We start from the raw sequence: 19,458 nt of genomic DNA, 5'->3' as shown, positions 1-19,458 counted from the left end.
GCTGATCGTGGACGATTGAGATACAGTAAACCCATCGCTTGCGCGCACCCCCGGCGCGTCCACGATCAGCCTGAAACGCCGTCCACGATCAGAATGAAACAGGCGTCCACGATCGCTGAAATGCGCATTCGGCGGCGATGCGGCCCGGATTCTTGCCGGTGCGGGCCTCGGTGGCGCGGTCGTTGTCGGCTGCGACGATCAGCAGCACGTCCGGCCCGTATTGCGTGCGCAGGGCGCTGGCAACGTGCTTCAAGTTCGCAGCATCGAAGCAGCAGGCGACGGGGTACCTTGTAGCCTCGTGCACGGTTGCTGCTGTCGCGTAGCCTTCGGTCAGGATCAACGCTTGCGCGCCTTCGGGTTCACCGATCCAATGCAGCAGGCCGGTCTTTTGCCCGCCGGGCAGGTAGCGCTTTGACCCATCGGGCTTGATGGCCTGCACGTTGCGCAGCTCGCCCTGCGCGGTGCGCATGGGCACGAGAAGCGCGCCGTCTGAGGTGAAGCGCAGGCCATGCGCGCCCACGGCCTTGCGGTCGAGGTAGGGGCTTGCGTCGGTGTCGCTAGCCTCGTTGAAGCGGCGCTGCGCCTCTTGCGCGGCCTTGGTTTGCGCAGCCTCTCGGGCGGCCTGTTCTTGCTGGTCGCGTGCGGCCCGTTCGGCGGCTTGCGCCTTGCGAATTTCGGGGCTGGGTTGCGGGGCTGGTTCGGTGCGCTTGAAGCCGTGTTGCTTCGCCAAATGCAGCAGGGTGCCGATGGTCACGCGGCCCGCCGATTTGATGCTGCGCCAGGTGTCTCGCACGGCGGTGGCGTCGTAGCTTTTGCCGGTTGCGCTCCAGGTGTCGAACAGATCGAACCCGGCTTCGCCTAGCTCGGACTTCAAAGCCATGCCGATGCGCGCCCAATCGTCGCGCGGCAGGTCGGGCGGGATGAAGTTCAGGGCGGCGCGGATTTCTTCGGGGGAGGATGTCGCCTCCCCCTTCAGTGGCCGGGCCTGAAGCCGCACCAGCGCTTGGACTCGGTCACCATTCGAAGCAGCGGCGTCGCTTTCGCTGGGTCTGCATGAATTCCAAGGTCGACCAACCGGATCATGGAACGCAAAAAATAGGTTCGGCCGCCGTGCTCGAATTGATCGGGGATCGCGGTTTCTATCGCCGCGATCGCTGCTTCGATCAAATCGCGCGCGGCGGGGTGAGTGTTAAGTTCTTGATCGGGCTGGCGTGCGCCGTCCATGAGGTCGCTGCACTCGGCGAGAAGTTTTCGGGGCGGTGCAATCACTTGCCGCTCCCGGCGATGGTGCGCGCGCCCCCCTGAGAAACCCAATCACGGAATTTGGGAAGGTCGATCAGAATCTTGCGGCCAAAGCGGCAGACCACTCCGCTTTTTTCCAGAGCATCACCACGGTGAAAAATGATGTGCCGCATACCCCCAGGTGTGAAGGCCGGTTCGTATTTTTGAATATCGCCTACGGTAACGAACCGGGCGGTTTCGTGATTCGATTGCATGGCTTGCGTCCTCTCATGTCATGCCGCGAAGTGCGGTAAGGACATTTTTTCGAGAGGGGGCAGCCGTGGCAAAAAATAGCTTCTGGTATTTCGAAGGGGGCTATTTCGGCGGGGGTGGGTCGGGAATGATCTCGCCCGTCTCTAGACCGAGTTCATCAACGTAGGGCCGGGCGCGTAGCGCCTCTACGTCGTAGGCGGTGCGCGGATCGCCGGGCATCAACTCGCTGAACAGATCGGCAACAAGGGCCGCAGGCATTTGAGGCAGGCCGTAAATGCCCATGTTCTCGTCAAGCGCTCTCACAAACCGGGTGAACGGCCTCCGTCCTTGTGTACCGCACTGCTCTCCTTGGCTCAGGTTTGATGCCCAGGCCAGGCAATGCACTGCGGCTCGGAATTGCTCAGACGTGATGCCCGCCAAGCTCGCAGCCATTCCGACTCGCGCGCGTAGATCGGGCATGTCCATGCGTCGCAGCAACGCCTCTGCCTCTTTGCGGGCCTGAACGAACTGCGGCGCTGGCTTGTATTGATTTGGCAGCCTCGCATGACGCTGCGCGATGGCAAGGGCGGTGCGAAGCTGCCTCTCGTTTGCGCCGATGCGCTGCGCCCACTCCGTTATGCGTTGTTCGATGCTCACGGTCAGGCCGAGAAGTATTTGGCCGCCATGCGGTCGGCAACGCTCGCCACATGGTCATGGCTCAGGTGGCTGTAGCGTTTGACCATCGCCAGGGTTTTGTGTCCGAGAATCTCCGCGATTTCGGCCAAGCTCGCGCCGCTCATGGCGAGATAGCTCGCAGCCGTGTGCCGCAGGTCATGCCAGCGAAAATCTGTGATGCCTGCGCGCTGCAAAGCGGTTTCCCAGGGTTTGCGCAGATCAATGGCCTGATGCGGGTTGCGTCCGGGGAAGATCAGATCGGTGTCGATCCGTCGCACACGCGCTTGCAGCACGGCGATGGCTGGCGCTGCAAGGGGCAGGGCGCGGCGCTCTCCGTTCTTGGTGGTCTCCAGGATCAACACGCGGCGTTGTAGGTCAACCTGTGACCAGGTTGCGCCCATGATTTCCGCTTGCCGCGCCCCGGTGGTGAGCGCCAGGATCACAGCGGGGTACAGGTCGGGGCTGTCCGATAGCTTGCAGGTGGCAAGCAGCCGCTCGCGTTCATCGTCACTGAGATAGCGCACCCGCCCGCTGGGTAGTTTGGGCTTTTTGACGCGCTTCATCGGGCTGTGGTCGATCAGTTCCCACTCGGTCTCGCACAGCGCCAGCACGCCACTGAGGGCCTGCCGATATTGCCCCAGGGTTGCCGGTGCGCGCAGCCTACCGGTGCGCTCGCTGGGTTGCGTCGCCAGCTTGTGCAGTGCCGCGCTGATGCGGGCCGCTGTCACGTCTGCAAGGGCGTATGCGCCGAGTTCCTGTGACCAGAAGGCGAGATACCGGCGGCGATCTTGCTGGTCGTTCATGGCGGGCAGCTTCTCCCGCGTGAAGCGGTCGATCACCTCATCCAACGTGGTGCGTTTGGCCTCACTGCCTGCAAAGTGACGGCCTTCACGAATGGCGGCTTCGGTTTGCTGTGCCCAGCGCCGTGCATCCGTCAATCGCTCAAAAGTCGCGGTCTGCGCCGGGTGCCCCTTCAGTCGCACCTTCACCCGATAGGTGGTGCCTTGCTCGTTTTCGCGCTTCTCGATGTTTGCCATGATTGCCGCCTTGTGTTGCTGTGGTTCGCAGCGTACAAAACAACGCGATAAAAGACAACACCAGATGATCTATCCGTTGTTCTTTTCGATAAATCACAATAAAAACAATGAGATATAAGGTCATTGCTTCGCGTAGGGGCACTACAGGGGCAATCACGGGAAAAAATGGGGCAATTTTGGGGCACTCGCAGACGGGGCAGGTCGGGGATCAGACGCGCATCTGTACCGGCTCGGTTTTGTCTTGTGTTGTGCTTTTTTATTTCTGAGTGCCCCGCCAGTGCCCCAGAAAGCAAAAAGCCCACCGCGTAGGGTGGGCTAAGTGCATGATTTATTTGGTGGGTTGTGACAGGCTCGAACTGTCGACCTACGGATTAAGAGTCCGCTGCTCTACCAACTGAGCTAACAACCCGGGTTTGCTGGGCCGATCTCGACCCCATATTCTGACCCCATATTCCGACCCCGTATTCTGGGCCTTTTTGGTGGGTCGTGCGTGACTCGAACACGCGACCAACGGATTAAAAGTCCGCTGCTCTACCGACTGAGCTAACGACCCCCCGCAGAAATCAAGCCCGAAATCATAGCACGGCGTCAAGGGCGCGGGCGACGAGGATCATGCCCATGGAGGCGGTCACCATCACGCTGGAGCCGAAACCGGCGCAGTTCAGGCTGTTGTCGGACTGTGGGGATGTCTCGTCGGACGAGGCGCAGGCTTCGGCCTGCGAGCGCCCCCAGGGTCGGCTCGCCGACCCGCCCCCCGAGGGGGATGAGGCCCGCGGCTCCAGACTGCCCTGCGGCAGTCTGGACGGAACCGAATCCGAGCGGCTTGCAAGCCGCGAGGTGGACAAGGAAACTTGGGGCGGCCCGGCGTTTCCTTGAGAGCGAACGATGGCTTCCCTGCTGAAGGCGCAGAGCACGCCGATGCGGCCGTCGCGAGGCGCGCCGTGCTGACGGCGCAATTGGTAGCGCACATTGGCGAGCAGCGGGTCATGCGTGACTTCGGACAGATCGGCGCATTGCAGCGCATCGGCATGCCGTTTGCCGCCTGCTGCGCCCGCCATGAACAGGGGTTGACGGCGTTGCAGGCAAAGCGCGGCGATGGCGGTCTTGGCACTGACCTGGTCGCAGCAGTCGATCACCACCTGGGCGTCGGTCGGGATCAGAGCCGCCGCATTGTGGGCATCGACGAAATCCTCGACGCAGGCAATGCGGCAATCCGGGTTGATCTGTGCGAACCGCTCTTGCAGCGCCACGACCTTGGACATGCCCAGTGTGCCGTCCAGCGCCTGGACCTGCCGGTTGATATTGGATTCGGCGATGTGATCGAGGTCGATCAGCGTGAGCCGCCCCACGCCGCAGCGGGCCAGGGCTTCCGCCGCCCAGGAGCCCACGCCGCCCACGCCGATGACCACGGCGTGCGCCTGCGCGATACGCTGCGCGCCGCCTGCGCCATAGAGCCGGATCAGACCGCCGAAACGGCGTTCCGCGTCTGCGGCGTCTGCGTTGAGCGGGGCAGCGAAAGGAGAGGCGTGCATGGCGGGGCGTCGAACCGCTTCAGGCGGCGCGTTCGACGCGCCAGGCCTGGTACTTCACCCCCAGCACTGCGCCGCCGACGATGGACAGGAAGGCGATCCAACTGGTGATGGACAGGGTGGAGACGCCGCTCATGCCCTGGCCGATGGTGCAGCCCAGCGCCGTGACGCCGCCGATGCCCATCAGGGCACCGCCGACCAGGTGGTTGGCCGTGTCTTCCGCGCCGCGAAACCCTTCCCAGCGGAACTGGCGCGTGATCAGCGCCATGCCGGCAGACCCCGCGATCACGCCGAACACCGAGACGATGCCCAGGGTCAGCACATTGCTCGCATCGCTGTACATCATGAACCAGAACAGGGTGTAGGCCAGCGGCGCGACGAAACTCAGCGATTCCATCTTGTTGTTCTGCGTGCCGATATAGGCGGCCTGCAGGGTTTGCGGGTCTTCGGCCAGAAAGCCCAGCTTGCCCGAGAGGAACCAGATGCCCACGATCACCGCACCCAGGCCGAAACCGGCCAGCAGGTTGTTCGCGGTACGGAATTCGCGCGCGCTCAGCGCCCATATGCCCAGCACCAGCCCCACGCCCAGCCCGAGCGCAAGCTGCCATGCAGCCAGCGGCAACCCGCTGGCGCGGGCCAGGATGGATGGCAGATCCTGCGGGCCGCAGAGATGGAACGCCACCTTGTCGAACACCCTCACCCGCACCTCGGCGGTGATGCCGCGCAGGGTGATGTAGGCGAACACCGCGATCATCAAAAAAACGACCACGGCCTTGAGGTTGCCCTCGCCGATGCGCACCAGGGTCTTGCTACCGCAGCCCGAGGCCAGCACCATGCCGAAGCCGAACATCAGCCCGCCTGTCAGAGCCGAGAGCCAGATGACCCTGGACGTGGTGTAAATCGTCTGCGCCGAGTCGATCTGCCCGGCGGCGGCCAGCAGATTGAAGCCGATGGTGGCCGTGGCGATGGCCAGCACCCACATGCGCATGCGGATCCACGAGCCCATGTTGACGATGTCGCTGACCGAACCCATGGTGCAGAACCGCGTGCGCTGCATGATGGCGCCAAACACCAGACTCAGCGCGAAGCTTCCCCAGAGGACGGTGGCGTTGATGGTGGAAACGGAGGACATGGAGATGGACTGCACGAGACGGGCGGGCGAAGATTTGTTTCGCCGTGTCACGCTATTGTTCCACGGCGGCGCGCACGAACCGACGTGTGGGCGCGGGCGTTGGCCCGCAGCCATCTGTCTGTGTTCAGGGTTCGACGGATCGTCGGTAGCGGGTCGTGTCGGGAACCCCGGCATCGGCGAATCCCTGGGCGCGGATGCGGCAGGCGTCGCAGCGCCCGCAGGCGCGGCCCTGTGCATCGGCCTGGTAGCAGCTCACCGTCATCGCATAGTCCACGCCGAGACGCAGGCCGGTGCGGATGATGTCGGCCTTGCTCAGTGCGATGATGGGCGCGTGCAAGCGGATCGTCTGGCCTTCGATCGCCGATTTCGTCGCCAGGTTGGCCATGCGCTCGAAAGCCGCCACGTAGTCGGGACGGCAGTCGGGATAGCCGGAGTAGTCCACCGCGTTGGCGCCGTAGAACAGATGCCGCGCGCCGAGCGTTTCCGCCCAGCTGAGCGCCAGCGACAGCATGACGGTATTGCGCGCCGGCACATAGGTGCAGGGGATGCCCTGCCGGATGCCGGAGGTGGGCACGGCGATGGCGCGATCGGTCAGCGCCGAGCCGCCGAAACGGCCCAGATCCAGCCGCACGATCTCATGCCCGGCCGCGCCCAGCGCCGCGGCCACGCGGCGCGCCGCGTCGAGCTCAGCCAGGTGGCGCTGGCCGTAATCGAGCGACAGGGCGTAGCAGCGCAAGCCCTGCTCGCGTGCCAGCGCCAGCACCGTGGCGGAATCCATGCCACCCGAGAGCAACACCACGGCCGCGGGTGCTGTGGCAGGCGCCCCGGTCACCGCAGCTTGGCCAGACGGTCGCGGCCGGCCTGCGCGGCTTCGGATTGCGGGTAGTTTTTCACCAGCGCGTTGAGGGTTTTGCGTGCCGCGGTGATTTGCCGCACTTCGATCTGGCAGTTCGCCAGCCCCAGCATGGCCTCGGGCACGCGCGGGTTGTTCGGGCTGCGCTGGATCAGGCCCTGAAACGTGGCGATGGCGTCTCTGTATTGCTTTTGCGCGTATTGCGCGTTGGCGAGCCAATACTGGGCATCGGCGTCATACGGGCTGCTTGGATACTGCGACAGAAAGGCCTTCAACTGCGCGGCGCTGCCCGCAAAGTCGCCGTTGCGGAAGGCGGCCAGCGCCTGCTCGAAGGCGGCTTTCTCGGCGGGCTGCACGGTGTAAGTCTGGCCGTTGATCTGCACCTGCACCGGTTCCAGCGGCGCGAGGCGCTGGGTGAGTTGCTGCTGGCTGCTCTGCAACTTGCCCAGCGCGTCGTTGAGCTGCTGCGTGGCGGCGTCCTGCTTGCCGCGCAGTTGCGCCATCTCGCTGCGCAACTGTTCGATCTGGGTCGAGAGATCGAGCAGGGAATTGCGGATCTGCTGGATCTGCTGCGCCTGCTGGGTGAGCTGGTTCTGCGTGGTCTGCTGGTTCTGCGCGACCTGCGCGCGCAGGTCGAGAATGGCGCGCCGGGCCTCGTTGTCCGGGAACATGTCGGCATGGGCTGGCGCGGCCAGACCCGCACCCATACCGGCGATCAGCAAGGCCGCAGGCAGCGCCCGCAACGCGCGGGCGACTTGCACTACTTGCAAAAAGGCGCTGCGGCTCATCGTTGATAGACGATGTCGACCCGACGGTTTTCGGCGTAGTCAGCCTCGGTATTGCCCAGGGCCTTGGGCTTTTCCTTGCCGAAGCTGATGGCTTCCATCTGCGAGGGCTTCACGCCGAGCAGCTCCAGGCCCTTCATCACCGCATCGGCGCGCTTCTGCCCGAGGGCGAGGTTGTATTCACGGCTGCCGCGAGCGTCGGTATTGCCCTGCAGTTGCACTTGCGCCTGCGGGTGCTGCGTCAGATAGGTGGCGTTGGCGTTCAGCACGGGGGTGTACTGGCTTTCAATCGTGTAGCTGTCGAAGGCGAAATAGATGCTCTTGGGCACATTGGGGCCGGGTCCGGCGTTGGATTCAGCCGGTGCCTGCACGGCGGTGACCTGGTTCTGCCCGGCTCCGCTGGCATTGGCGCCCGCCGTACCCGTTGCAGTGGGCGTCTTGGCTTCGACGGGCGCCTGCTTGACAGGCACGGGTGACGCGCAGCCACCAAGAGCCAGCGCGGCGGCAAGTGCGGTGAAAACCAGGGTAGAGCGCATGTTCACGTGTTTCTCCGATCAGATCAGGGTGGGTAAAAAGGAATGGGTGCAGTGAAGAATCGAAAAAGAGGGGGAATGTGGGGTTGTCAGCAAGTGGCAGTAAAAAGCAGTGTTAGCGATCCGGCGTCCACGGGCCCCAGCTCGGCTCGCGCACCTGCACCCCGGCCTGCGACAGGGTGGAGCGCACTCGACCGTCGATCGAGACCGTCTTGAGCACTTCGCCGCCACGTCCGCCCGCAGAATAAAGCACGATCTGCCCATTCGGGGCAAAACTCGGGTGGCCGCAATCGCTGCCCTCATCGAGCACCTGGGTGGCGTTGGTGGCGAGATTGATCGACCATAATTGGTAGTTGTTGCCTTGTTGTGAAACATAGGCCAGCGTCTTGCCGTCCGGGCTGATCGCCGGGCTGACGTTGTAGCCGCCGCTGTAGGTGATGCGTTGCACGCTGCCGCCGTTGAGCCCGACCTTGTAGACCTGCGGGCCGCCGTCGCGGTCGCTGACGAAATACAGGCTCTGACCGTCGGGGGCGAAAACCGGCTCGGTGTCGATCGAATACGAGCGCATCAATTGCCGGGGCGTGCCGCCCTTGCTGGGCATGAGGTAAATCTGCGAACGGCCGGTGAGGGTCAGCACCACGGCCAGCGTGCCGCCGTCGGGCGAGTAGGCCGGGGCGCTGTTCGAGCCCTTGAAATTGGCCACCGCGCGCCGCGCGCCGCTGCGCACGTCCTGGACGAAAACCACCGGCTTGCCCGTCTCGAAAGACACATAGGCCAGATCCTGTCCGTTGGGCGACCATACCGGCGAGAGCAGCGGTTCGCGGCTGCGCAGCGCGAATTGGGGATTGGCGCCATCGCTATCGGCGATGTTGAGCGAAAAGTTGTGCTGCCCCGCCTTGGTGATGTAGGCGATGCGCGTGGCAAACACCCCGCGCTGCCCGGTGAGCTTCTGATAGATGTAATCGCTGATCTTGTGCGCCGCCAGTCGCAGATCGCCCGGCATGACCGTCAGCGCCAGGCCGCCGAGATCGGCCTGCTTTACCGCATCCCACAGGCGGAACTGAATCTGCCAGCGCCCGCCCGCCACCTGCGCCACACTGCCCCCGGCGGCCGCCTCGAGATTCTGCGAACGCCACCCGGCGTAATCCGGCGGGCCCTGCTCGGTCAGCGTCTGCCCGCCCAGATTGCTCACGGCGAACAGCCCGCTGCGCGTGAGATCGGCGCGCACGATGTCGGCGATCGGTTGCGGGCACTGGTTCGGATCGCGGAACGCGCCGATGCCCACGGGAATCTGCGTGGCGCCGATGCCCGAGACATCCACCTTGAACTGCGCCTGCGCCGAACGACTCAGCGCGGCGAACCCGACCAAAGAAGCCGCCCCGCGAACCAGCGGAGCAGAGAGAGAACCCAGAACAAAGCGGCGTCGCTGCATGGCATGTTGAGAGTAGGGCCGTGCTGCTTCAGCCAGGCCGAAGCGAACAAAGCGATGGAATTCTAAGAGGGGCAAGAGCCCCACCGGAGTAAAAATTCGCAAGTCTTGCTGCGATGCACTATTGAATCAGAACCTGACGACAGCAGGACTGAGTTCTGAAGGGGGGATTGGTTCCGAAGGTGCCGTGGGTTCGCCCGTACAGAAAGAGTCCATCAGGAAAGATGGTTTTTGTTCTCGCCCACGGGTCGCTGCGCCAGCCAGAGCTTCAGATAACGGTACCAGGTTTCCTGTGCGACGCTGCAAGCCAACACGAAACCCAGGCGGCCATCGAGAAAACCGCGCCGCAGGAGGTAGGTTCGAATGAACGCCCACAGACTCTTGCCCAGCGCCGTGGCAAGGCTGGCCCGGCGCCCACGCGAGGCCAGCTTCTCGGCTCCGGCACTGGAGTACCGATTCATCTTCTCCAGCACATCGTCGAGCGAGCGATAGCTGATATGCAGCAGGTCGTGCCGCAACTGGCCGACGGGGCCCTGTACCTGCACGGATTCATGCACGATGTCGTCAGAAAATCGCGCCTTGCCTCTGCGAAATAGCCTGACCACCCGATCGGGATACCAGCCGCCATGACGCATGAACTGTCCGCAATAGCTTGAGAGGCGAGGCAGCGAAAACGCATCCGGCGCATCGGCGCGCCCGATTGCAGCTTGGATTTCCTCGGCCAAGGCCGGCGTCACGCGCTCATCCGCATCGATCGACAACACCCATTCGCCTTGCGCCAAATCGAGGGCGCGGTTTTTCTGTGGGCCGAAACCGGGCCAATCGGTTTGGCACTGCACGCGTGCGCCCAACTGACGAGCCAGTTCTGCGGAGCCATCCGTGCTGCCGCTATCCATCACGATGACCTCGTTACACCAGGAAAGTCCAGCCAGGCAATCGGCCAGATTGTGAATTTCGTTTCTGGTGATCAGTATGGCGGAAACGCTGGGCATCAGCGGCCATCCTCCGAATCGACATCTGCATCGCTGCGAGGCTCCGAGAACAGCATTCCTGATCTTGCGTTCCACGCTGAAATATCTCCCAGCGGGATGCTCGACAACAGACCGTGGATGGCGCGCTTGAATCGTCCGCTCATGGTTGGCCTGGGAAAGCAATTCAGCAAGGCCTCATCCGCGACGCCCTGACCTTTCAACAGGTAGTTGCGCATGAATTCACCCTGGGTGATTCCCCACTTGAGCGCAAATTCACGCGATCCCCGGTTTTTACGCACGCGACCTGTGCTGCTGCAGGCGAAGTGATAAAGCCGACTGGCCGCGATGATTTCAAAATGACGAAATCCAACGATCCAGAGTTTGATGAGCAAATCATCATCCGAGCTCATCCCAGGGCTGAACTCCAGGCTGTACCCGCCGACCATGATCCACCAGCGTTTGGCGATCAATGTCGGTTGCGAGGCGCGGCCGAGCATATTCTCCCGTGGAATATCCATGTAATGCCGCAACAGGCCTGCCGCATTAAAATCATCAGGGTTGCGGCCATGATCCTGCACGATGACCCGATCATTCCGAGTCAATATGGGTTCCAGCAAAATAGAAGACAAGAACAATCTATCATGATCGAATGACTTTATTCTATCGATCAGTGCAATATCCCATCCGGGACAGCATACCATATCGTCGTTCATGTAAAGCAGCCAATCCCGAGACGCCATGGCAGCAAGATGATTCACGGCCAGACAGATTCCGATATTTCCGCCAGAATGACTGTGACGTATTCCTTGCTCTCGTAACCAATGCAAGGTGCCATCCGATCCCTCGTTGACATGCACCAGAATTTCGTGATTTTCTGCAGAATGCCGGCGAATGCTATCTATGCACAACTTCAAGTAGGGCAGGTTGTTCCAGGTGGGAATCAGGATGCTGAACATGGCGGGCGATCAATCATGCAATATTGTGGGTAAGCGGCTGCCAGTAGCACGGCCGTCGTCAAGGCATAAAAGGCGGCGGTCATGGTGAGATCAAACGTTTCGACTGTCAGTCCATAGACGAAAAAGCCCAGAACCAGGGCCAGACCCATGCGCGCTGCAGCTCGCGAAGCCGAGTGTGACGCATGCAGCCGTCGCCAGAACAGCCAGCCCGGTGTCACGTAAACGGCCATGATCGCCGCAAACCCTACAACCCCGAGTTGTGAGAGGCGGGAAAGCACTTCACTGTGCACCTCCTGGCGACCGAAATCGGCGGCTAGCGGTGTGAGCTGACCGGCCTGCTGCATGGGAGTCATCAGTTCCTTGAAACCGCCCATGCCAACCCCAAAAAGCGGATGCTCAGAAAAAATGACCAAGGCCGCTTGCCACAATTGGAATCGTATGCCAATCGATGTGTTCTCATTGCCTTGATCAAATGCATGCAGATTGTTGGCGATCATGCCAATCCGGTGGTGTATTTCTGGTATCGATACATAGGCCAGAATGGCCAAAAGCAATACGGCAGGCGCGCCTGCCAATAAAATCCAACCACGCACGCTGGTTCGGTGAATTCCATAGGTCAGCAGCAAAAAAACAGGTACAGCTATCCAACCGCCACGAGAGCCTGATAATATTGATGCGTAGGCGCCTGCAAGTAAGGCCAGTACGACAAATATCGAATTTATAATATTCAGGCCTGTTCGTGTCATGCAGCGCCAGCCAAGGCCAAACGCCGAAAGCACTCCCAAAGTCAACGCAATATCACCGAAATGGATCGGATTGACAAACGACGATCCGATACGATCCAACCCATCCCCACCTCCCCAATTATGGGGAAACCAGATAGCCAAACCGCACGCAGCGAGCGCGCCGAGGATCATGCCCGGCTGAACAGTCATTAAATATTGAGGTTGAATTTTGCGCAAAGCAAAAAAAATCGGCGCGGCCAGAAGAAAACGAGAAACTGCATCATAATAAGGCCAACCCCAGCGGTGATTGGCCCATTGGCTCAAGAACACGGCAACGGGCAGGGCCGCCATGGACAAGAAATAGATCCAGGCGGCAGCAGTTGACAATGGATCAACAAAGCAATTTTGTTCGATGGAGCGGTTGGTTTGAGGCCAGAGATGACGGAGCAAAATACCGCAACTCATCAGAAACAGCACAAAAAAAATGCTGTTGACTGCGCCGGCTACGGTCAACGTCAAGATGGGATAGGCCAGTAAAAGCGCCGCGATGGCCATCGGGGCATATCGAGGAACGACAATGCGTTGGATCTTCTCAGCCACTAGCATGAGGCTTCGCCATGTGAACTCTGCACGGAAGGCCGCCGCTTGGCGTTCCCCAGAACGCAGCATCCATAGCCTGGCTTGAAGATTTGCTGCACGATGAGGGGGCCCTTCTCAGCCGAAACGTCCGTGAGCCTGAGCGCAAAACAAACCTGAATGAGCTGCATGATTGAATTTTTTCAAGCAACGAGTGCCAAATGCTAGCGGGGCGTGAACTCTTGGGAGTTGGTTTGCTGCGTGAACTTTTTCGCGCCAACCCCCGCAACCGCCCTGCCGCGCTGCTCATCGTGCTTTTCGCCGCCATCGTCGCGGCCACCGAGCCGGTGCTGCCTGCCTTGATGAAGCATGTGCTCGATGTCGGCTTCACGGCCAAGCGGGACTTTCCTTTGTGGGCCGTCCCGGCGGTGCTGATGGGCTTGTTCTCGGTGCGCGGGCTGGCCTGGCTGGCTTCGCAGTTTCTCACACAGTGGCTGACGCAGAACGTGCTCGCGCGGGTGCGCGAACGGGTTTACGGGCAGATTGTGCATGCGCAACTGGCGCAACTGCAACGCGAGAGCGCCAGCAGCCTGATCGGAGCTTCGGTGTACGAGGCGCAGCTGGCGCTGGGGATGATCTTTCCGGGCCTGCTGACCCTGGTGCGCGACAGCTTCACCTTGATCGCACTGTTCGGCTACCTGCTGTGGGTGAACTGGAGTCTGACCTTGTTGACCTTGGCGATTCTGCTGCCGCTGATTTTCACCATGCGCCTCATCAGCCGGCGCGCCAAGCGGCTGAATGCGCAGATGCAGAAGGCGGCGGAGGAAACCTCCTACGCGCTGGAAGAGGGCATGTTGGCGGCGCCGGTGATTCGCGTGCACAACGCGCAGGGCGGTTTTGCCGCGCGGTTCGACCGCATCAATCAGGCCTTGCGCCGCACCACGGTGAAGACGCTGGTATCGGGCTCGATGACCACGCCGGTGTCGCAATGGTTGTCGGCGCTGGCGGTTTCGGTGGTCATCGTCTTTGCCATGTGGCAGAGCGATGTCTCGGGGCAGCACAGCGTGGGCGGTTTTGTCGCCTTCATCACCGCGATGATGATGACCCTCTCGCCCTTGCGCCGCGTGGCCGACATCGTGCAGCCCATGATGCGGGCGCTCACCTCCCTGGATCGCCTGCGCGGCATCGTGGATGCGCCGCGCGAGCATGACACCGGCAAGCACACCGCCGAGCGCGTGCGCGGCGATCTCGAATTCGACGACGTGGGCGTGACCCTCAGCGCCATGGATCGCCCGGTGCTCGACGGCATCAGTCTGCGCGTGCAGGCAGGGGAGAGCCTTGCCATCGTCGGCCCGTCCGGGGCCGGCAAGACCACGCTCATGCGCCTCGTGCCGCGCCTGCTCGAACCCAGCCGGGGCCGTCTGCTGCTCGACGGCGTGCCGCTGCGCGACTGGAATCTGCACAGTCTGCGCGAGCAGATCGCCTACGTCGGGCAGGACGTGGTGCTGCTCAACGACAGCATTGGCGCCAATGTCAGCTTCGGCTCCGAGGTGGACGAGGGCCGCGCCTGGGCCGCGCTCGACGCCGCCGCCTTGGGCGATTTCGTGCGCAGCCTGCCGGGCGGTCTGCAGGCCCCGGTGGGCCACAATGGCTCGCAGCTCTCGGGCGGGCAACGCCAGCGTCTTTCCATCGCCCGCGCGCTGTACCGCAACGCGCCGCTGCTCATCCTCGACGAAGCCACCAGCGCGCTCGATGCCGAAAGCGAGCGTCTGGTGCAGCAGGCCATCAACCGCCTCATGCATGGACGCACCACCATCGTCATCGCCCACCGGCTGGCAACAATAGCCCACTGCCACCGCATCGCCGTGCTCGACGAAGGCCGCCTGGTCGAACTCGGCACCCAGGACGAATTGCTGCAAAAAGGCGGGCTCTATGCGCAGTTGCACCACATGCAGTTTCACACGGCGGACACGTCGTCGCAGCACCTCTGAAACAAGGACAGCAGGGCGCGGACGTGGGTGGAGACGGCCGGGTCGTAGCGCAGGTATTGGCTCGGTTCGATCAAACGATGCCGTCCTTGCCGCGCTCGCCCGGCGGCGCTTTGCAGCGCCTGAGCCAAAGCATCTGCGTCGTTGCGGTCGTAGGCGATTTTTGCCTCCTCGCTGATGACTTCGGCGCTGCCGACGTTGTCGGCAATGACCACCGGCGTGCCGCACAGTACGGACTCCACCGCGACCAACCCGAAGGGTTCGTAAAGTGAGGCGACCACGGTGTAATCGGCGGCGGCATAGACGGCCTCGATGTCGGGGCGATAGCCCAGTTCGATGACATTGCGGGTTTTTTCCGGCAGCGGCCGGCCGGCCACGGCCAGCACGCCGAAGGCATCGGTCTGTGAGAACAGGGGCGCCAGTTCGCCCAGGCCCTTGCGCGCGTGCCCGGTGGAGGCAAGCAAAAACACGGGCCGGTCGGTGGGCAGGCCCAGTCTCAGGCGGGCCTGCAAGCGTTGCGATGCGTTCATGGGCGTGAATCGCCTGGGGTCCACAGGCGGGTAGAGCACGCTGATTTTTTCGGCAATCCCGGGATAAAAGCGCGTCAGTTCATCGCGCATGAGCACCGAGTGCGCGACGATGGCGCGAGCCCGAATATAGGTTCGGCGCTCCAGAGCGATCTGGGCGCGATCGGCCCAGCCCGCCGTTTTGCCCATTGCCTGCAGAAAGCCCGGATGCGTCCCGCCGCAAACCACGACGTCGGCATGGAGGGTGTGGTTGATGCCGAATACGCAGTCGACAGGCGAGCGTCGTAAAACCCAAGCGGTCAGTGCATCGAAGGCGCGGCTGCGCAACAGCTTGGGCACCCCGCGCAAGGGCAGGCGAGTGCATCGGGCGTTCTGGGCTTCGGGCAGATCAGGGTCGATTTTCCGGGCGATGATCCATGGGCGAAGACCCAGATCGAGCAAGCCGGCGGTGACATCGCGGGCGTAGCGCTCGGCCCCGCCGCCATGCGCCAGCGCCTGCGCGGTGATGGCGAGGCGACACGACATGGCCATTGCCGGGGCGTTCATAGCGCAGGGCGGTTGGCGGCATCGGGATGTCGGGAAATTTTCCATTTCGCTTTCAAGCGGATCAGCGGGTCGTACAGCCAGGGCAGGCGGGTATAGCCGAGCAGGCGCAGGCGCAGGCCCAGTGCGACATCGCTGGCTCCAACAAAAGTTTGCCAGGCGTTTTTTGCGCTCGCCTCGGGGTCCAGCATGGCGGCCGTGTATTGCGCGCGGGCCAGTTCCGACCTCAGGGCGGCTTTGATGAGATCGCTTTGATTGCAGATCGCCGCATCAGTCAGATGCTGCTGGAGGGCGGACAAGGTGGCGCGATTGCCGCGAGCCATCGCCGCGCGCAAAGTGGCCAGATCGGGGACGCGGCGCTTTGCCGACAGGCCGCCGCGCCGCCAGCGCACCAGAGGCTCGTGCAGCGTGGTCGCGCCGCCGCTCAGAAGCGCGCGCAGCAGCATGATTTGATCTTCCGCCTCGGCGCCGCGCTGCATCGGCCCGAAGCGGTCGAACAGTCGTTTGCTCCAGGCGTGCGAGGCGCCCACCAGCCACGGTCGCGCCTGCAGCCAGCGGGCTACAGACCAGTCGTCGAGATGGGTATGCGTCAGCACTGCGTGCACCTGACCCTGCGCATCGATGTCCAGCAAGTCACTGGCGATGAGATCGGGTTTTTTGCCGTGCGACAGCCAATGGGCGACAAGGCGTTCGCCGCGTTGCGGCTCGCTGATGTCGTCGCCAGCCGCCACGATCAGCAATTCGCCCTGCGCCAATTGCGCGAGCTGCGAAAAATGCGCGCTGATGCCGAGATTTTCCGAGTTGCGGCGCACGGTGATGTGATGGGGCCCGCGGTAGCCCTGCACGGCTTGCTGGATGCGCTCGAAGGTGGCGTCTGGCGAGGCGTCGTCGGAAATGAGGATTTCCATCGGGGAATAGGTCTGCGCCAGTGCAGCCCGAACGGCATCTCCGACGACATCGGCCTGCCCGTAACAGGCCAATAGCATGCTGACCAGTGGGCGCTCGGCGTTAACCATTTTTCTGCGCAAGCGGTGCCATCCACCGCTCCGCCTGCTGCCGCACCACCTCGGGCAGGTGATGCTCGCGCGAGAACACCTCGCGTATCCACTGGGCATCATTGCCGCGGGCGCTGACGTCGGCGAGGAGTTCGCGCAGGGCGACGTCGGACTTGCAGTCTGCGGCGTGGCCTTCGAGCTTGACGAGGGTGCGGATGAGATCTTCGCGCAGGGTGCGGTGTTCGCGGGTGGCGGGATCGACGAAAGTGCCGTCGAAGCCGAAGCGGCAGGCCTGAAAGCGGTTGAAGGTGTAGACGAGGTAGTCGTCTTCCTGCGGCGCAAAGGGCCGCTCGCGCTGGATGTAGGCGCCCAGGGTCTGGACGAGCGCGGCGATGCGCGCCGCCTTGGTGATGGTCAACGGGGTGTCCATCACGCGCACTTCGATGGTGCCGTATTCGGGCTTGGGGCGGATGTCCCAATAAAAATCTTTCATGCTCTTGACCACGCCGGTGGCGGTCATTTTGTCGAAGTAGCGCTCGAACTCCTCCCAGCTCAGCGCGAAGGGCGCCCGGCCCGAGAGCGGGAAGGCGAAGACCGAGTTCAGCCGCGCGGAGTGAAACCCGGTGTCTTCGCCCTGCACATAGGGCGACGAGGCCGAAAGGGCGATGAAATGCGGAATGAAGCGCGAGAGGCAGTGCAGGGTGTAGAGCGCGGTGTCGGCGTCGGGGCAGCCCAGGTGCACATGCTGGCCGAACACGGTGAACTGCTTGCTCAGGTAGCCGTACAGCTCCGAGAGCTGGAGAAAGCGCGGCTTGTCGAAAATGCGCTGCTGCGCCCAGTGCTGGAACGGGTGGGTGCCGCCGCCGGCCAGGCCCACGTCGAGCTTGTTGGCGGCGTCCACCAGCGCGCCCTGGATCTCGGTGAGCTGGGCCAGCGCATCGTCATAGCCGGTGCAGATGCCGGTGGAGAGTTCGATCATGCTCTCGGTCATTTCCGGCGTGACCAGTCCGGGCAGCTTGCGGCCTTGCAGCAGGCGCAGCAGGTCGGGCGCGCAGGGCATGAGGTCGTAGTTGTGCCGATTGACGATCTGCAGCTCCAGCTCCACGCCGATGCTCAGCGCGTCTGATTGGGTGAATGGCACCAGACTCATGCGGCTTCTCCGTTGCTGCGACTGGCGGAGTCTGGGGCGATGTCTGCACAATAGCCCAGCGCCCAGCGGGTGAGCAGCGGGGCGAGTAGCTCCAGCAGGGCGATGGCGCTGAACGCGACGGCCAGCATGGGGTGCAGCGCTGCTCCGGCCGAGCTGCTCAAGAAACTCAGCGCGAGCACGAAGCTCACACCCGAGGCTGGGTTGAGCGACAGGCCCAGCGCGACCGACTGCCGCCAGCTCGCGCCGCTGACGCGCCCTAACGCCAGCACCGCCGCCAGCTTGGCCGCCAGCCGCACGACGATGACCAGCGCCGCCGCCGCCCCGCCCGCCAGCAGAATGCGCGCATTCAGACTCAGGCCGAGAATGAGGAAGAGCAGCACCATGAGCACACCGCCTGCCGTGCCGAAGTGCTGCGGCCACAACCGCGGGCGGGGGCTGCGCCAGCGCAGCAGCGCGCCGGCCAGCAAGGGAGTGAGCAGGGCCGACCAGTTGAGCATGCGGGTGAGCGACAGGGTGAGCACGATGAGACCGACGAGCATCAGCGCGCCGCCTTCGTCGCGGAAGTCGAAATGCCGCTCCACCCAGTTCACCGCCCAGGCCAGCAGCGCCGCCGCCAGCACCGAGCCGCCGAGCAGGTACAACAGGTGCAGCGCCGAGGCAGTCGCGCCCTGCGGGCCGTCGGCATCCATCATGCCCAGCAGCAGGCTGCAGATCAAGAGCGCATAGAACGTATTGAGCGCCGAGAGCAGCAGCAGGCGCTCGGTCACCTGCCCGTTGCTGCGAAATTCGCTGCTGATGCGCAGCACCACGGCGGGCGAGGTCGCCATGAGCACGCCCGACACGATGGCTGACTGCAGCGCCGTGAAACCCAGGAAGACCAGCAGGATCCACACCGCGCCAAAGCCCAGCGCCGACTCAAACAGGCTCATGCCCAGCAGCGCGGGGTTGGCGCGCAGCCAGCGCAGATTGACGCGGTGGCCAATCTCGAACAACAACACGGCCAGGGCCGTGTCCACGATGGCGCGGGCGCTGTTCTGCAGCTCATACACATTGAGCCCGGCCCCGCCGGCGGCCAGAATCATGCCCGCCGCTGAATACCCCACCAGCCGCGGCCACCTGAGGAAGCGAAACACCGACTCCCCCGTGAGCGTGGCCAGCACCAGCGCCGCCCCCACCCAGAACACGCCGTCGGGGTGCAAGGGCCATGCGGGCAGGTAGCTGTCGATCATCGTGCAAGGTCTCTGGTGGGTGAGTGCAGGCGAGGAGCCTGTCGGGCTTGGGGCGCGGAAGGCGAAAATGGGCGGTGTGGATGCCATGTGGCGGCGGGTTTGGAGCCCCATAGCCGAAGCTATGGGGCAAAAAGCCGCTGCCGTAGGGCGCCGCACCGTCCATTTGCAGCCCGCGATCCTCAAGTCCGACAGGCTCCTAGCGCCGACGTTCTGAAAGAAACCATAGCAGACGGGCAGACGGGCCTGTTGCTGGAATACTTCGGGTATGGTTGCGATTCACATCTTCTGACGCCCCATCCATTCGGCTCATGGGTTTGAGCTGACGTTCCATCCGGCCTCATCACTTTCCCCG

Annotated in this window: 19 protein-coding genes and 2 tRNA genes; 1 reads left to right on the top strand and 20 read right to left on the bottom strand. The window is 63.2% G+C overall.

Features of this window, described 5'->3' with window-relative positions; translation table 11 throughout:
• Positions 1 to 88 precede the first annotated feature (88 nt).
• The 16 genes from RBR52_RS07150 to RBR52_RS07075 form a co-directional block, all read right to left on the bottom strand.
• Entirely contained in the window at positions 89 to 997 is a 909-nt protein-coding gene (locus RBR52_RS07150; RefSeq protein WP_320376506.1) for a PriCT-2 domain-containing protein, read from the bottom strand.
• Positions 973 to 1,224, bottom strand: a complete 252-nt coding sequence (locus tag RBR52_RS07145; RefSeq protein ID WP_320376505.1) for a hypothetical protein — start codon at positions 1,222 to 1,224, stop codon at positions 973 to 975. Before RBR52_RS07145 ends, RBR52_RS07150 begins: the two co-directional genes overlap by 25 nt.
• A gap of 41 nt (positions 1,225 to 1,265) precedes the next feature.
• Positions 1,266 to 1,496 carry a hypothetical protein gene (locus RBR52_RS07140; protein ID WP_320376504.1) on the bottom strand — a complete coding sequence of 77 codons (231 nt, stop codon included), beginning with the start codon at positions 1,494 to 1,496 and terminating at the stop codon, positions 1,266 to 1,268.
• A gap of 100 nt (positions 1,497 to 1,596) precedes the next feature.
• The gene (locus RBR52_RS07135) at positions 1,597 to 2,130 is read right to left on the bottom strand and encodes a hypothetical protein (RefSeq protein WP_320376503.1); all 534 of its coding nucleotides are present in this window, start codon (positions 2,128 to 2,130) and stop codon (positions 1,597 to 1,599) included.
• Positions 2,131 to 2,132: 2 nt separating this feature from the next.
• On the bottom strand, positions 2,133 to 3,185 hold the full coding sequence (locus tag RBR52_RS07130) for a site-specific integrase (RefSeq protein ID WP_320376502.1): 1,053 nt from the start codon (positions 3,183 to 3,185) through the stop codon (positions 2,133 to 2,135).
• Positions 3,186 to 3,518: 333 nt separating this feature from the next.
• A tRNA-Lys gene (locus tag RBR52_RS07125) sits at positions 3,519 to 3,594 on the bottom strand.
• A gap of 68 nt (positions 3,595 to 3,662) precedes the next feature.
• Positions 3,663 to 3,738 (bottom strand) — tRNA-Lys (locus RBR52_RS07120).
• Positions 3,739 to 3,760: 22 nt separating this feature from the next.
• Positions 3,761 to 4,717: a tRNA threonylcarbamoyladenosine dehydratase gene (locus tag RBR52_RS07115; protein WP_320376501.1), complete on the bottom strand. Its 957-nt coding sequence runs from the start codon at positions 4,715 to 4,717 to the stop codon at positions 3,761 to 3,763.
• A gap of 19 nt (positions 4,718 to 4,736) precedes the next feature.
• Positions 4,737 to 5,846, bottom strand: coding sequence for a YeeE/YedE family protein (locus RBR52_RS07110; RefSeq protein WP_320376500.1), 1,110 nt, complete (start codon positions 5,844 to 5,846; stop codon positions 4,737 to 4,739).
• A 124-nt stretch (positions 5,847 to 5,970) separates the two neighbouring features.
• Positions 5,971 to 6,678 (bottom strand): 7-cyano-7-deazaguanine synthase QueC, encoded by a 708-nt coding sequence (gene queC / locus RBR52_RS07105; RefSeq protein ID WP_320376499.1) that lies wholly within the window; start codon positions 6,676 to 6,678, stop codon positions 5,971 to 5,973.
• Positions 6,675 to 7,460, bottom strand: coding sequence for a tol-pal system protein YbgF (gene ybgF, locus RBR52_RS07100; protein ID WP_320376515.1), 786 nt, complete (start codon positions 7,458 to 7,460; stop codon positions 6,675 to 6,677). The genes queC and ybgF overlap by 4 nt, the downstream gene beginning before the upstream one ends.
• A gap of 23 nt (positions 7,461 to 7,483) precedes the next feature.
• On the bottom strand, positions 7,484 to 8,020 hold the full coding sequence (pal, locus tag RBR52_RS07095) for a peptidoglycan-associated lipoprotein Pal (protein ID WP_320376514.1): 537 nt from the start codon (positions 8,018 to 8,020) through the stop codon (positions 7,484 to 7,486).
• Positions 8,021 to 8,132: 112 nt separating this feature from the next.
• Complete coding sequence (tolB, locus tag RBR52_RS07090) at positions 8,133 to 9,449, bottom strand: Tol-Pal system beta propeller repeat protein TolB (protein ID WP_320376513.1); 1,317 nt, start codon at positions 9,447 to 9,449, stop codon at positions 8,133 to 8,135.
• Positions 9,450 to 9,661: 212 nt separating this feature from the next.
• Positions 9,662 to 10,438, bottom strand: coding sequence for a glycosyltransferase family 2 protein (locus RBR52_RS07085; protein ID WP_320376512.1), 777 nt, complete (start codon positions 10,436 to 10,438; stop codon positions 9,662 to 9,664).
• Positions 10,438 to 11,373 (bottom strand): glycosyltransferase family 2 protein, encoded by a 936-nt coding sequence (locus RBR52_RS07080; RefSeq protein ID WP_320376498.1) that lies wholly within the window; start codon positions 11,371 to 11,373, stop codon positions 10,438 to 10,440. Before RBR52_RS07080 ends, RBR52_RS07085 begins: the two co-directional genes overlap by 1 nt.
• Positions 11,358 to 12,704, bottom strand: coding sequence for an O-antigen ligase family protein (locus RBR52_RS07075; RefSeq protein WP_320376497.1), 1,347 nt, complete (start codon positions 12,702 to 12,704; stop codon positions 11,358 to 11,360). The genes RBR52_RS07080 and RBR52_RS07075 overlap by 16 nt, the downstream gene beginning before the upstream one ends.
• Before the next feature lie 224 nt (positions 12,705 to 12,928).
• Here RBR52_RS07075 and RBR52_RS07070 point away from each other — a divergent pair, with 224 nt between their 5' ends.
• Positions 12,929 to 14,665, top strand: a complete 1,737-nt coding sequence (locus RBR52_RS07070; protein WP_320376496.1) for an ATP-binding cassette domain-containing protein — start codon at positions 12,929 to 12,931, stop codon at positions 14,663 to 14,665.
• Here RBR52_RS07070 and RBR52_RS07065 read toward each other — a convergent pair.
• From RBR52_RS07065 to RBR52_RS07050, 4 genes are read right to left on the bottom strand one after another with little or no spacing between them, the layout of a single operon-like run.
• On the bottom strand, positions 14,632 to 15,735 hold the full coding sequence (locus tag RBR52_RS07065) for a glycosyltransferase family 4 protein (RefSeq protein ID WP_320376495.1): 1,104 nt from the start codon (positions 15,733 to 15,735) through the stop codon (positions 14,632 to 14,634). The two genes, RBR52_RS07070 and RBR52_RS07065, sit on opposite strands and share 34 nt — an antisense overlap.
• Entirely contained in the window at positions 15,732 to 16,718 is a 987-nt protein-coding gene (locus tag RBR52_RS07060) for a glycosyltransferase (RefSeq protein ID WP_320376494.1), read from the bottom strand. Before RBR52_RS07060 ends, RBR52_RS07065 begins: the two co-directional genes overlap by 4 nt.
• Before the next feature lie 22 nt (positions 16,719 to 16,740).
• Entirely contained in the window at positions 16,741 to 17,877 is a 1,137-nt protein-coding gene (locus tag RBR52_RS07055) for a YbdK family carboxylate-amine ligase (protein ID WP_320376493.1), read from the bottom strand.
• Positions 17,874 to 19,106, bottom strand: a complete 1,233-nt coding sequence (locus RBR52_RS07050) for a cation:proton antiporter (RefSeq protein ID WP_320376492.1) — start codon at positions 19,104 to 19,106, stop codon at positions 17,874 to 17,876. Before RBR52_RS07050 ends, RBR52_RS07055 begins: the two co-directional genes overlap by 4 nt.
• Between the last annotated feature and the right edge of the window lie 352 nt (positions 19,107 to 19,458).

Origin of the sequence: Thiomonas sp. (assembly GCF_034007205.1) — a bacterium.
GTDB lineage: Bacteria > Pseudomonadota > Gammaproteobacteria > Burkholderiales > Burkholderiaceae_C > Thiomonas.
This window is presented reverse-complemented; position numbering and strand designations above follow the sequence as displayed.

What these genes read in the sequence shown, in the direction of transcription:
- RBR52_RS07050 (WP_320376492.1), bottom strand. Translation starts at nt 19,106, where the DNA reads ATGATCGACAGCTACCTGCCCGCATGGCCCTTGCACCCCGACGGCGTG.
- tolB (WP_320376513.1), bottom strand. Translation starts at nt 9,449, where the DNA reads ATGCAGCGACGCCGCTTTGTTCTGGGTTCTCTCTCTGCTCCGCTGGTT.
- pal (WP_320376514.1), bottom strand. Translation starts at nt 8,020, where the DNA reads ATGCGCTCTACCCTGGTTTTCACCGCACTTGCCGCCGCGCTGGCTCTT.
- RBR52_RS07060 (WP_320376494.1), bottom strand. Translation starts at nt 16,718, where the DNA reads ATGCTATTGGCCTGTTACGGGCAGGCCGATGTCGTCGGAGATGCCGTT.
- RBR52_RS07085 (WP_320376512.1), bottom strand. Translation starts at nt 10,438, where the DNA reads ATGCCCAGCGTTTCCGCCATACTGATCACCAGAAACGAAATTCACAAT.
- RBR52_RS07115 (WP_320376501.1), bottom strand. Translation starts at nt 4,717, where the DNA reads ATGCACGCCTCTCCTTTCGCTGCCCCGCTCAACGCAGACGCCGCAGAC.
- RBR52_RS07145 (WP_320376505.1), bottom strand. Translation starts at nt 1,224, where the DNA reads ATGGACGGCGCACGCCAGCCCGATCAAGAACTTAACACTCACCCCGCC.
- RBR52_RS07075 (WP_320376497.1), bottom strand. Translation starts at nt 12,704, where the DNA reads ATGCTAGTGGCTGAGAAGATCCAACGCATTGTCGTTCCTCGATATGCC.
- RBR52_RS07065 (WP_320376495.1), bottom strand. Translation starts at nt 15,735, where the DNA reads ATGAACGCCCCGGCAATGGCCATGTCGTGTCGCCTCGCCATCACCGCG.
- RBR52_RS07110 (WP_320376500.1), bottom strand. Translation starts at nt 5,846, where the DNA reads ATGTCCTCCGTTTCCACCATCAACGCCACCGTCCTCTGGGGAAGCTTC.
- RBR52_RS07130 (WP_320376502.1), bottom strand. Translation starts at nt 3,185, where the DNA reads ATGGCAAACATCGAGAAGCGCGAAAACGAGCAAGGCACCACCTATCGG.
- RBR52_RS07055 (WP_320376493.1), bottom strand. Translation starts at nt 17,877, where the DNA reads ATGAGTCTGGTGCCATTCACCCAATCAGACGCGCTGAGCATCGGCGTG.
- RBR52_RS07140 (WP_320376504.1), bottom strand. Translation starts at nt 1,496, where the DNA reads ATGCAATCGAATCACGAAACCGCCCGGTTCGTTACCGTAGGCGATATT.
- RBR52_RS07080 (WP_320376498.1), bottom strand. Translation starts at nt 11,373, where the DNA reads ATGTTCAGCATCCTGATTCCCACCTGGAACAACCTGCCCTACTTGAAG.